General features: G+C 73.8%; 14 protein-coding genes. 8 read left to right on the top strand and 6 right to left on the bottom strand.

Features of this window, described 5'->3' with window-relative positions:
- Positions 1-67 precede the first annotated feature (67 nt).
- Together QA634_RS08830 and modA are read left to right on the top strand one after the other, a co-directional pair.
- Positions 68-244, top strand: coding sequence for a hypothetical protein (locus tag QA634_RS08830; protein ID WP_018261993.1), 177 nt, complete (start codon positions 68-70; stop codon positions 242-244).
- Positions 245-519: 275 nt separating this feature from the next.
- Positions 520-1308 carry a molybdate ABC transporter substrate-binding protein gene (gene modA, locus QA634_RS08835; RefSeq protein ID WP_283027412.1) on the top strand — a complete coding sequence of 263 codons (789 nt, stop codon included), beginning with the start codon at positions 520-522 and terminating at the stop codon, positions 1306-1308.
- Between the two features lie 139 nt (positions 1309-1447).
- Here the strand turns inward: modA and QA634_RS08840 are convergent, their stop codons facing one another.
- A complete protein-coding gene (locus tag QA634_RS08840; protein WP_043700990.1) occupies positions 1448-2470 on the bottom strand; it encodes a gamma carbonic anhydrase family protein in 1023 nt (340 codons plus the stop codon).
- A 225-nt stretch (positions 2471-2695) separates the two neighbouring features.
- Here QA634_RS08840 and QA634_RS08845 point away from each other — a divergent pair, with 225 nt between their 5' ends.
- Together QA634_RS08845 and QA634_RS08850 are read left to right on the top strand one after the other, a co-directional pair.
- Entirely contained in the window at positions 2696-3151 is a 456-nt protein-coding gene (locus tag QA634_RS08845; RefSeq protein WP_012331650.1) for a molybdenum cofactor biosynthesis protein MoaE, read from the top strand.
- Positions 3152-3254: 103 nt separating this feature from the next.
- Positions 3255-4316: an AI-2E family transporter gene (locus QA634_RS08850; RefSeq protein ID WP_012331651.1), complete on the top strand. Its 1062-nt coding sequence runs from the start codon at positions 3255-3257 to the stop codon at positions 4314-4316.
- 202 nt (positions 4317-4518) lie between these two features.
- Here the strand turns inward: QA634_RS08850 and QA634_RS08855 are convergent, their stop codons facing one another.
- Together QA634_RS08855 and QA634_RS08860 are read right to left on the bottom strand one after the other, a co-directional pair.
- Complete coding sequence (locus tag QA634_RS08855) at positions 4519-4800, bottom strand: hypothetical protein (RefSeq protein ID WP_012331652.1); 282 nt, start codon at positions 4798-4800, stop codon at positions 4519-4521.
- Between the two features lie 136 nt (positions 4801-4936).
- Positions 4937-6277 (bottom strand): dihydroorotase, encoded by a 1341-nt coding sequence (locus QA634_RS08860; RefSeq protein WP_012331653.1) that lies wholly within the window; start codon positions 6275-6277, stop codon positions 4937-4939.
- Positions 6278-6384: 107 nt separating this feature from the next.
- Between QA634_RS08860 and ygfZ the strand changes: the two genes are divergently transcribed.
- Entirely contained in the window at positions 6385-7218 is an 834-nt protein-coding gene (gene ygfZ / locus QA634_RS08865) for a CAF17-like 4Fe-4S cluster assembly/insertion protein YgfZ (RefSeq protein WP_012331654.1), read from the top strand.
- 33 nt (positions 7219-7251) lie between these two features.
- Here the strand turns inward: ygfZ and QA634_RS08870 are convergent, their stop codons facing one another.
- Complete coding sequence (locus QA634_RS08870; RefSeq protein WP_012331655.1) at positions 7252-7722, bottom strand: YbaK/EbsC family protein; 471 nt, start codon at positions 7720-7722, stop codon at positions 7252-7254.
- A 10-nt stretch (positions 7723-7732) separates the two neighbouring features.
- Positions 7733-7996 carry a hypothetical protein gene (locus QA634_RS08875; protein ID WP_012331656.1) on the bottom strand — a complete coding sequence of 88 codons (264 nt, stop codon included), beginning with the start codon at positions 7994-7996 and terminating at the stop codon, positions 7733-7735.
- 406 nt (positions 7997-8402) lie between these two features.
- Here QA634_RS08875 and QA634_RS08880 point away from each other — a divergent pair, with 406 nt between their 5' ends.
- The gene (locus QA634_RS08880; protein ID WP_012331657.1) at positions 8403-8636 is read left to right on the top strand and encodes a hypothetical protein; all 234 of its coding nucleotides are present in this window, start codon (positions 8403-8405) and stop codon (positions 8634-8636) included.
- Positions 8637-8683: 47 nt separating this feature from the next.
- Here QA634_RS08880 and QA634_RS08885 read toward each other — a convergent pair whose 3' ends face one another.
- Positions 8684-8947: a hypothetical protein gene (locus QA634_RS08885; RefSeq protein ID WP_012331658.1), complete on the bottom strand. Its 264-nt coding sequence runs from the start codon at positions 8945-8947 to the stop codon at positions 8684-8686.
- Positions 8948-9280: 333 nt separating this feature from the next.
- On the opposite strand from QA634_RS08885, the gene fabI reads away from it, so the two are divergent.
- On the top strand, positions 9281-10141 hold the full coding sequence (fabI, locus tag QA634_RS08890) for an enoyl-ACP reductase FabI (protein WP_012331659.1): 861 nt from the start codon (positions 9281-9283) through the stop codon (positions 10139-10141).
- A 173-nt stretch (positions 10142-10314) separates the two neighbouring features.
- Positions 10315-11520: a pyrophosphate--fructose-6-phosphate 1-phosphotransferase gene (locus QA634_RS08895; RefSeq protein WP_012331660.1), complete on the top strand. Its 1206-nt coding sequence runs from the start codon at positions 10315-10317 to the stop codon at positions 11518-11520.
- Positions 11521-11523 lie beyond the last annotated feature (3 nt).

Below are 11523 nucleotides of genomic sequence, written 5' to 3' on the forward strand. Positions count from 1 at the left end.
CCGGGCCCGGAAGGACATCGCGATGCGCGTGCGAGTTCGTGATCCCCTTCGTCGCTTCGAGGACCCCGTGTCATCCCCTCCCCCCCGGACGATCCGCCGGGCCGAGCGCCGCGAGCGCCCGCGCCCGCCGCTCACCGGCGAGGAGACCGCGCTGCCAGGGCACCTGCTCGTGCTGCTCAGCCGCCTGCACCGGGCCGAGCTCGCCTCCGCAAGCAGGACGGACCCGGCCGCCGGCTCCTCCTGAGGCGGCCGGCAGGGTCGTCCGCGTCCGCGCTTGGCCGAAGCCGCAGCCGAAGTGGCGCATGGCCGAAGTGGCGCTTGGCCGAAGTGGCGCTTGGCCGAAGTGGCGCTTGGCCGAAGTGGCGCTTGGCCGAAGTGGCGCTTGGCCGAAGTGGCGCTTGGCCGAAGTGGCGCTTGGCCGAAGTGGCGCTTGGCCGAAGTGGCGCTTGGCCGAAGTGGCGCTTGGCCGAAGCCCGCAGGTGACCTATGGTGAGGCCGCATCAGCGACGGACGGGATCCATGCGGCTCACTCGGCGGGGCGTCATCCTGGGGCTGGCGGGGCTCGGCCTCGCGCGGGGCGCGCGGGCCGAGGGTCCGCCCGTGCTGGTCTTCGCGGCGGCGAGCCTGAAGAACGCCCTCGACGAGGCGCTGCAATCCTGGTCGCGCCGCACCGGCAAGGCCGTCCGCGCCTCCTACGCCGCCTCGAACACGCTCGCCAAGCAGATCGAGGCGGGGGCGCCCGCCGACCTGTTCTTCACGGCGGATCTCGACTGGATGGGTTACGTGGCCGCCCGGAACCTGATCCGGCCGGGGACGCGGGTCGAACTCCTCGGCAACAGCCTCGTCCTCGTCGCCCCCCGGGACTCGACCGTCTCCGTCGCGCTGGCGCCCGGCCTCGACCTGCGGGCCGCGCTCGGCTCAGGGCGGCTGGCGATGGGCCATGTCGAGGCGGTGCCGGCCGGCAAGTACGGCAAGGCGGCGCTCACCCATCTGGGCGCCTGGGAGGGCGTGAAGGACCGGGTGGCCCAGGCCGAGAGCGTGCGCGCCGCGCTCCTCCTCGTCTCGCGGGGCGAGGCGCCGCTCGGGATCGTCTACGCCACCGACGCGGTGGCGGATGCGGGGGTGCGGGTGGTGGCGACCTTCCCGGCCGACAGCCACCCGCCCATCGTCTACCCGCTCGCGCAGGTCGCGGCCTCCACCCACCCGGACGCGCCCGCGCTGCTCGCGGACCTGCGCGGGCCCGAGGCGCGGGCCGCCTTCGAGCGGCAGGGCTTCACGCTGCTGGCCTCGCCGGCCGGCCGCTCCTGACCCCCATACCAGCGGTCACGTCTCGTGACCGTTGGTTCGGTTCTCGAATGTGCGCCGAGCCATTCTTCTCACCAAGCCCTTGGCGTGGTGCCGAGCATTCGGGACGGTCGACGGCCCGACGCGTCCCGGGCCGTTGCGATCAGGCCTCCGGTGAAAGTGCGATCTGGGCCTTGCGGTAGCGGCGGCCATAGCCGGCATATTGCTCGACGATGCGGCGCATCATCTCGCGCTTGCCCGCATCGAGCGGCGCGAGGCGGCGCGCCGGGCGCCCGCCCCAGAGCCAGCCGGATTCCAGCACTTGGCCCGCCGCGGTGACGGTTCCGGCCGCGACCAGCACGTCCTCGTCCACGACGGTGCCGGGGGCGAGGACGGCCCCGATGCCGACGAGGCTGCGCGGGCCGATCCGCCCGTCCGCCGCCACCACGTTGTGGCCGAGGGTGGTGTCCCGCTCGATCACCAGCCCGGCCCCGAGGGGGCGCAGGACGCTGTTGTCCTGCACGTTCGCGTTCGGGCCGACCGCGATCGGCCCGGCCGCCGCGTCGAGGTCGCAGCCGAAGAAGATGCTGGCCCCCGGGGCGAGGTCGACCGGCCCGGCGAGGCGCGCGCTCAGGGCGACGAACACGGCGGGCGCGGGATGGCCCGGGGCCGCCGCCGGCACGGCCGCCGCGGGGCCGGCGCGCAGGCGCGCGGCCCGGGCGGCGGCCTCGCCCGCGGCGAGCCGGCGCAGGGGCGCGGCGGGCGAGCCCGCGTAGAGCAGGCCCGCCGCGAGGGTCGAGCGGGGATAGACGGTGCTGCCGGCCTCGATCACCACCCCGTCCTCGACCACGGAGCCGTCGAGCACGACGCAATCGTCCTCGACCACGCAATCGTCCCCGACCGTGCAGGCATGCACGACGGCGTTGCGCCCGACCGTGACCCGGTCGCCCAGGATGCAGGGGTACTTGTCCTGGGCGATGTGGAGCGTCGCCCGCGGCCCGAGCCAGAGGCCGTCGCCCGCGATGACGTCGTGGCCGTCGCCGCGGATCACCGCGGCGTCGCCGAGCCACGCCCCGGCGCCGAGGCTGGTGCGGCCGATCACCGTGCTGCGCCGCCCGCAGCGGGCCGGCGGGGAGGCGAAGGCCGGCTCGGTGCCGTCGTAGGGAAGCAGCAGGTCGGGGCGCACGGGGTCTCTCGCGTCGGGGCCGGCCCCGCACGGGGCCCCGCGCTTCATGCACCGCGGCCCGGTGCGGGGCCAGCCCCGATCGCGCCGCCGGGCGGGCCGTGCTAAGCATCATGCGCCGAAGGGGTCGCCGGTTCGCCGGCGAACCGAAGCACCGCGTCAGCGAAAATGATGCAAGAACAAGAGCGAAGCAGAGTTGCCCGGCGCAGCTCGGCTTGGGGAGCCCGCATGATCCCGCGCCTGAGCATCCAGTCCGACCCCTTCGACGTCGCGGCCGAGATCGCCGCCCTGTCCGCCGCGACGGACGGCCGGGCGGGGGCGGTCGTCAGCTTCACGGGCCTGTGCCGGGACGAGGGCGGGCGCCTCGCCGCCCTCGAACTGGAGCATTATCCGGGCATGGCGGAGGAGGAGGTCGGGCGGGTGCTCGACGAGGCCGCCCGGCGCTGGCCGCTCGACGGGGTGACGGTGATCCACCGCCACGGGCGGATCCGGCCGGGGGAGGGCATCGTCCTGGTGCTGACGGCCTCGGCACACCGCGAGGCGGCCTTCGCGGCGGCGAGTTTCCTGATGGACTACCTCAAGACCCGGGCGCCGTTCTGGAAGCGCGAGCACCTGCGCGACGGGACAATGGGGGGCTGGGTCGAGGCCACGGCGCAGGACGAGGCGGCGGCCGGGCGCTGGTAGCGGGGTCCGGCGGGCGGTCCTCCCCGGCGGGACATCGCGGCCGGCCGGCCTATCTTGCCGCGCAGTGAGCGCCCCCTGCGCGGTGCCCGGAGAGGATCGGTTCATGACGGAGGCGGGGGTGCGGCCGCGGCTGCTCGCGGGGATCGGGGTCGTGCTGTTCGCGGCCGGGCTCGGGCTGACGTGGCAGGCGGCGGACACGCTGCTGCTGATCTTCGCCGGCATCCTGTTCGGCGTCTTCCTGGACGGGCTGGCGCGCCTCCTCGGCCAGGTCCTGCCGCTCGGCCACGGCGCGCGCCTCGCGCTCGTGAGCGTGCTCCTCGCCGGCCTCGTCCTCGGCCTCGCCGGGTTCGGGGGCGCGACGGTGGCGGCCCAGGCGGACACGCTCGGCCAGACCCTGAAGCAGCAGACCGAGACGGTCCGCGGCTGGCTCAGGACGCGCGGCATCGATACGCGCGACCTCGACCTCGCGGGCGGGGAGGGGGCCGCGAAGGAGGGTGCCGCCCGCGGCGCCCTGCCGAATCCGAGCGCCCTCCTGTCGGAGGCGGGCCGGATGCTGGGGCAGGCCTCGATGATCGCCGTGCGGGTCTTCGGAGCGATCGGCAACCTGTTCGTGGTGGTGGCCCTCGGGCTGTTCCTGGCGGCCCAGCCGGCCGCCTACCGGGAAGGGCTGCTGCGCTTCGTCCCCCGCCGCCACCGCTCCCGCGCCGCCGAGATTTTGGACGCGACCGGGGAGACGCTGCGGCACTGGCTCTTCGGCCAGCTCGCGATCATGGCGGCGATCTTCGTCTGCGTCTGGCTCGGCCTGTCCCTGCTCGGCCTCGACGGGGCGCTGATCCTCGGCCTCCAGGCGGGGCTGCTCTGCTTCATCCCGACGGTCGGCGCGCTCGTGGCCGGGCTGGTGATCGTGCTGGCCGGGCTCGCCCAGGGCCTGAAGGGGGCGCTCGGCGGCCTCGCCATCTACCTGCTGGTCCAGGCGCTGGAGAGCTACGTGCTCACGCCCTTCATCCAGAAGCGCGCCCTCGACATCCCGCCCGCGACGATCTTCGCCGGGCAGATCCTGCTCGGCGTGCTGCTCGGGCTGTGGGGCATCGCCCTCGCCCTGCCGCTGATGGCGGTGGCCAAGGTGCTGCTCGACCGGCTCTACCGGCCCGAGATCGAGGCGTGATCCGGGATCCGCCTGATCGAAGCTGGATCCCGGACCACGAGCCTGCGCGGCGCCTGAGCGCGGCGCCTGAGCGACGCCGACAGCCGCATGGCCGAAATGCGAGATGGCGAAGCCATCAACCGGACGGCGTATGCCAAGCCCGCGCGGCGCCTGAGCGAAGCCGACATCCGCTTTGCGAAGCAATCAACCGGATGCCTATGTGTCAGGGGCCGCCGACGAGGCGCAGCACCGGCCGCCCCGAGGGTCTGACGAAGACGACGTCGCAGCCCTGCGCCGATTCCTCGATCACCCGGGCGCGGTAGCCGAACTGCGCGGCCACGTCCCGCACCTGGACCAGGGTCTCGGGGGACACCCGCTGCGTGAAGGCGGTCGCGCCCGCGGCGAGGCGGGCGACGACGAGGCCGATGGTCACGCCCTCGCCGAACTCGGCGCAGCGCCCCGGGAAGCTCAAGCGCACCCCGTCCTCGACCTCGATCTGGCTCATCCTGCGACCATCCTCTCGCCATCAGTCTTAATCGGACGAGCCTAAAGACTTGGTGATGAGCGTGCGCCGCGCCACGGCTCAGCGCAGGACAGCGGCCGGTCGATCGACTTGCGTGTCCATTCCCGGCGCGGGCCCCTCAGGCGCGCGCCGGAAAAGCCTCCTCGAACCGGGCCGCCTCGCCGGAGGCGGGCGTCACCAGGCTGCCCTCCCACATCACGGTCGCGCCGCGCACCAGCGTGCCGACCGGCCAGCCCGTGACCGTCGTGCCGTCGTAGGGCGTCCAGCCGCAGCGGCTGGCGATCCAGGCGTTGCGGATCGTCTCGCGGCGCTTCAGGTCCACCACCGTGACGTCCGCGTCGTAGCCGACCGCGAGGCGGCCCTTGCGGGCGAGCCCGAAGGCGCGCTGCGGCCCCGCGCTCGTCAGGTCGACGAAGCGCGCGAGGCTCAGGCGCCCCGCCGCCACGTGGTCGAGCATGATCGGCACCAGCGTCTGCACCCCGGTCATGCCGGAGGGGGAATCCGGGTAGGGCTTGGCCTTCTCCTCCAGGGTGTGGGGGGCGTGGTCGGAGCCGAGCACGTCCGCGACGCCCTGGGAGAGACCCCACCAGATCCCGTCGCGATGGGCGGCGTCGCGCACCGGCGGGTTCATCTGCACCAGCGTGCCGAGGCGCGGATAGGCCTCCGCGCCGTCCAGGGTGAGGTGGTGGGGCGTCACCTCCACGGTCGCCACGTCCTTGTGCGCGGCGAGGAAGCGCATCTCCTCGGCGGTGGAGATGTGCAGGATGTGGATCCGCGCGCCGGTCTCCCGGGCGATCCGCACCAGGCGCTGCGTCGCCGTGAGCGCCGCCTCGGGCGAGCGCCAGACCGGGTGCGAGGACGGGTCGCCCGGCACGCGCAGGCCCTTGCGGGCGCGCAGCATCGCCTCGTCCTCGGCGTGGAAGGCGGCGCGGCGGCGGATGCGCTTCAGGATCTCGGTGATCCCCGCATCGTCCTCGACCAGGAGCGAGCCCGTCGAGGAGCCGATGAAGACCTTGATCCCCGCCGCTCCCGGCAGCCGCTCCAGCTCCGCCACCTCGGCGGCGTTCTCGTGCGTGCCCCCGACCCAGAAGGCGAAGTCGCAGTGCATGCGGTGATGGGCGCGGCGGAGCTTGTCGGCGAGCGCCTCCGGGCCGGTCGTCTGGGGATTGGTGTTGGGCATCTCGAACACCGTCGTGACGCCTCCCATCACGGCGGCGCGCGAGCCGGTCTCCAGATCCTCCTTGTGGTCGAGCCCGGGCTCGCGGAAATGCACCTGGCTGTCGATCACCCCCGGCAGGAGATGCAGGCCGGTGCAGTCCCGGACCTCGCCGGCCGCCGCGGTGGCGAGGTCGCCGATGGCCGCGACCCGCCCGGCCCGGATGCCGAGATCGCCCGGCCCGACGCCGTCGTGGTTGACGAGCGTGCCGCCGCGCAGGATCAGGTCGAAGCTCTGGGTCATCGCGGCCGTCTCCGGGCTCAAGGCCGATTGAGGGCGGCCCCGAGGCGGCTTATGTCAGCCTCGCCGGAGGTTCAAGCGGGGCCCCGGACCAGAAGGACCGCCTGCCGATGCCGATCGCCCTCCTGCCGGACCGCGCCGTGCTGAGCGTGGCCGGCGACGATGCGCCGGGATTCCTCCAGGGGCTCGTGACCTGCAACGTCGAGACCCTGCCGCCGGGCGAGGCGCGGCTGGGGGCGCTGCTCACCCCCCAGGGCAAGGTCCTGATCGACTTCCTGATCAGCCGCGCGGCGGAGGGTTTCGCCCTCGACGTCGCGCGGGCGCTGCTGCCGGACCTCACCCGGCGCCTGACCCTGTATCGGCTGCGGGCCAAGGTCGCCTTCGCGGAGGCGCCGCTGCGGGTCCTGGCGGTCTGGGGCGGGCCGCCGGCGGGCGCGTGGCTGCGCGACGGGCGCCTGCCCGCCCTCGGCTGGCGGCGCCATGCCGGGGAGGGCGAGGGCCCGGCCCCGGACGCGACCGCGGAGGATTACGCCGCCCACCGGATCGGGCTCGGCGTGCCGGAGGGGGGCGCCGACTTCGCCCTCGGCGACGCTTTCCCGCACGAGGCGCTGATGGACCAGCTCGGCGGCGTCGATTTCCGCAAGGGCTGCTACGTCGGCCAGGAGGTGGTGTCGCGCATGCAGCATCGCGGCACGGCCCGGACCCGGGTCGTCCCGGTGGCCTATGCGGGCGCCCGGGCGGCGGCGCCCGGCACGGCCGTCACGGCGGGGGCGCGGGCCCTCGGCCAGACCGGCGGCGCCGCGGGCGCGCGGGGCCTCGCGCTCCTGCGCCTCGACCGGCTCGCCGACGCCGTCGCGGCCGGCGAGGCGATCGAGGCGGGCGGGCTGGCACTGCGGGTCGAGCGGCCGGCCTTCGCCAGTTTCGAGGTTCCGGGGGCGGGGTAGGGCGCCGGCCGGTGCGGGGCGCCGCCGCGCGCCTCACCCCTCCACGGGCTGGCACACATCCACCCAGGCGGCGCCGACGAGGTCGGCCATCCGCTCCGGCGGCAGCCGCACGGAGCTGTGGGTGGAGCCGCCGGCCGGGATCACCTCCGCGAAGGCGCGCAGCGACACGTCGCAATAGACCGGCAGCGGCGCCGGCAGGCCGAAGGGGCAGACGCCGCCGACCGGGTGGCTCGTCACCCGCTCGGTCTCCTCGGCGTCGAGCATGCGCGCCCGCCCGCCGAAGGCGTCCTTCATCTTGCGGTTGTCGAGCCGGGCATCGCCCCGGGTCACGACCAGCAGGACGCGCTCGCCCACCCGCAGCGACAGGGTCTTGGCGATCTGCCCGGGCGCGACGCCGTGCGCGTCGGCCGCGAGCGCCACCGTGGCGGAGCTCGCGCGCGTCTCGATGACCGCGAGGTCGGGCGCGCGCGCGGCGAGGAACGCCCGCACGGAGTCGAGGCTCATCGCTGCCGCCTCAATGGTGGCGAGGGGGATTGACCGTGTAGGCGCCGTTGCGGATGCGCTCGGGGAAGCCCTCGGCGAAGCGGGCGGTCGCCTCCTCGCCGTAGGTCTGCACCAGCTCCTGGAAGGCGGCGAAGAGCGCGGCCTGGGCCATGCAATCCCCGTCGATTCCATCGAGGCAGCCCTCGGCGAACGCCTGCGACACGTAGGTCAGGGCGGTGCGCTTGTCCTCCTGGTCGGAGGGCTCCGGGGGAAGGAAGGTCTCGAAATTCGGCATCGGCGGGCGATTCAGCGATTCGGTGCGGCCTCGGGGTCCTCGAGTCATAGGAGCGGGCCGGGGCCCGGGCCAGCGAGGAATTGCGAATGGGTTAACGCGCGCGGCGCAAAGCCGCGCATCGGCGCGGGCGCGACACAGCTGTGGCGTCCGGGCGACAGGGCGGGCCGGGAGGGGCGAGGCCCGCGCAACCCTGGCACGCCGCGCGGCGGCTGGAATTCCGGGCTGCGGCGCGCCATGTAGAAGGTCACCGCCCCGCGCGCCGGCCCGTCGCCCCGCGCCGCCCGGCGCGTCGAGGCCGCGGCAGGCCTGACCGTTCCACATCGCCCAGACCGGACGCGGTGCGTCCGGGACCGCTCGCGGTCCCGCCTCGGTGCGGCCCGCGCGGCACAGCACGAGAGACCCGTCCATGTTGCGTTCCAAGCAGAAGCCGAAACCGCAGGATACCGGTTACGTCCTGTTCGACGTCTATTACGAGGACGGCTCGCGACGCTCCAACCGCCGCGTGCCCCGCTCCGTCCTGAACGGCCTCGACGGCGACGCGCCGGCCAAGCAGGTCATCGAGGAGCAGGACCGCGAGATCGCGGAGAAGTCCGGCCGGCCGCCGCTCGCCATCACCCGGCTGGTGCGCTCGGGCCGCTGAGGCGCCACGCCGGTGCCGGGCCGGAGCGCGGCCCGGTGCGGCGCCCGTCAGGTCTTCGCGCAGGTCTTCGCGTCGGCGGCGAAGACCCAGTCCGACAGCGTGGTCGGCAGGGGGAGGTGGCGCAGGTCGAGCCCGCAGGACGGCGTGTAGGTCTCGCCGTGGATCAGCCGGTCGAGGGCGAGTTCCGCGCTGTCGTAGCAGCCGAGCGGCTCGCGCTCGTAGAACAGCACGACGCGGTCGCGCCCGGCCCAGCGGGTCAGGGCAATTCGGAACTCGCCCTGCGGCGTCTCGCAGAACCAATACCCGCTCATGACGCGCGTTCCTCCACTGGTTTGCTCTTGTTGAGGGACAACGCCGGCGGACACGCCCGGTGCCCGCTCTTGCCGTCATCAATCCTTTATTAACACCTGCGTAGCCTGCGCGGGCGATCGGGGCAATCCGCCTTCCGACGCAGGGGCGCCGGGCGGCCGCCGTCCCCGGCCGGACCGAGGCCGGGCCGGTCGCCGCCCCCGGCCGGACTGAGGCCGGGCCGTCGCACGGACTTCCGTCGCCCGCGGGCGTCGGCTAAGGATGCCGAGCGAAGGCTTCGGCCTCGCGCTTCACGGCCCCGCGGGCCGTCCCGCGGCAGCAGGCGTTGGTGAACCATGGCGGATTCGAACCGGGCTGAGGTCCAGGATGACGAGCAGGCCGCGAGCCCGAAGGCCGGGCTGCTCGCCGGCAAGCGGGGCCTCGTGCTCGGGGTGGCGAACAACCGCTCGATCGCCTGGGGCATCGCGCGCAGCGCCCGGCTGCACGGGGCGGACCTCGCCTTCACGTACCAGGGCGAGGCGCTCAAGAAGCGGGTCGAGCCGCTCGCCAAGGAACTCGACGCGGCGGTGGTCGGCCATTGCGACGTCACCGATCCGGGCTCGATCGACGCGGTCTTCGACGCTGCCGGCCGCCACTTCGGCGGCAGCCTCGACTTCGTCGTGCACTGCATCGCCTTCTCGGACAAGGACGAGCTGACCGGCCGCTACGTCGACACCAGCGAGGCGAACTTCTCCAAGTCGCTCCTGATCTCCTGCTACTCGTTCACGGCGATCGCGCAGCGGGCCGAGAAGCTGATGCCGCAGGGCGGCTCGCTCCTGACCCTGACCTATTACGGCGCCGAGAAGTGGATGCCCCACTACAACGTGATGGGCGTCGCCAAGGCGGCGCTCGAAGCCTCGGTGCGCTACCTCGCGGCCGATCTCGGCCCCTCGAAGATCCGCGTGAACGCGATCTCGGCCGGGCCGATCAAGACGCTGGCCGCCTCCGGGATCGGCGACTTCCGCTACATCCTGAAGTGGAACGAGTACAACGCGCCCCTGCGCCGGACCGTGACGATCGACGAGGTCGGCGAGACCGCCGCCTACCTCGTCTCCGACATGTCCCGCGGCATGACCGGCGAGATCCTGCACGTCGATGCGGGCTACCACGTCGTCGGGATGAAGAATCCCGAGGCCCCGGACATGAGCAAGGAGTGACGCGGGCGGTGCTTTCGGGGCTTGGCGCGCGCCGCCCCTGAGGCCAGTATCGCGGCCCTGGGCATCACGCGCCGACGCGGCCAGCGGTCGGCGGGAATGATGCGCAACGAGGTCGCCGAGCAGGATGGCCCCGCGCGATCCTGCTCCGGCGGCACCCGACGCGGAGCCGCGCCATGACCGTTCCCAAGGTCGCCATGCTCACCGCGGGGGGACTCGCGCCCTGCCTCTCGGCGGCGGTCGGCGGGCTGATCGCCCGCTACACCGACCTCGCCCCCGAGATCGAGATCATCGGCTACCGCAGCGGCTATTACGGCCTCCTCAAGGGTGAGGTGCTGGAGGTCACGCCCGCCGTGCGGGACCGGGCCCGCACGCTGCTGCGCCACGGCGGCTCGCCCCTCGGCAACAGCCGCGTCAAGCTCACCAACGTCAAGGATTGCGTGAAGCGCGGCCTCGTGCGCGAGGGCGAGGACCCGCTCAAGGCGGCGGCCGAGCGGCTCGCCCGCGACGGCGTCACCATCCTGCACACGATCGGCGGCGACGACACCAACACCACCGCGGCCGACCTCGCCGCCTACCTGCAGCGGAACGGCTACCGGCTCACGGTGGTCGGGCTGCCCAAGACCATCGACAACGACGTGGTGCCGATCCGCCAGTCCCTCGGCGCCTGGACGGCCGCCGAGCAGGGCGCGGTCTTCTTCGAGAACGTCGTCAACGAGCAGAGCGCCAACCCGCGCATGCTCCTCGTCCACGAGGTGATGGGCCGCAATTGCGGCTGGCTCGCCGCCGCCACCGCCCGGGCCTATCGGGCGCGCCTCGCGCGCCAGACCTTCCTGCCGGACTTCAACCTCGACCCCGCCCACAAGGACATCGACGCGGTCTACCTGCCCGAGACGCCGATCGACCTCGACGCCGAGGCGGAGCGCCTGCGCGCGCGCCTCGCCCGGAAGGATTGCGCGACGCTCTTCGTCAGCGAGGGCGCCTGCCTCGACGCGATCGTGGCCGAGATCGAGGGGCGCGGCGAGGTCCTCGGCCGCGACGCCTTCGGGCACGTCAAGATCGACACGGTGAATGTCGGCCAGTGGTTCGCCGATCGCTTCGGCCCCCGCCTCGGGGTCGAGAAGACGCTGGTCCAGAAATCCGGCCACTTCGCCCGCTCGGCCGCGCCCAACGCCGACGACCTCAACCTGATCCAGGGCATGGTCGACCTCGCGGTCGAGAGCGCGCTCGCGGGCGTGTCCGGGGTGATCGGCCACGACGAGGAGCACGAGGGGCGCCTGCGGGCGATCGAGTTCCCGCGCATCCGGGGGGGCAAGGCCTTCGACCCGGCCACCCCCTGGTTCACCGACCTCCTCGCCGCGATCGGCCAGCCGCGCGGCTGAGCC

Origin of the sequence: Methylobacterium sp. CB376 (genome assembly GCF_029714205.1) — a bacterium.
Lineage (GTDB): Bacteria > Pseudomonadota > Alphaproteobacteria > Rhizobiales > Beijerinckiaceae > Methylobacterium.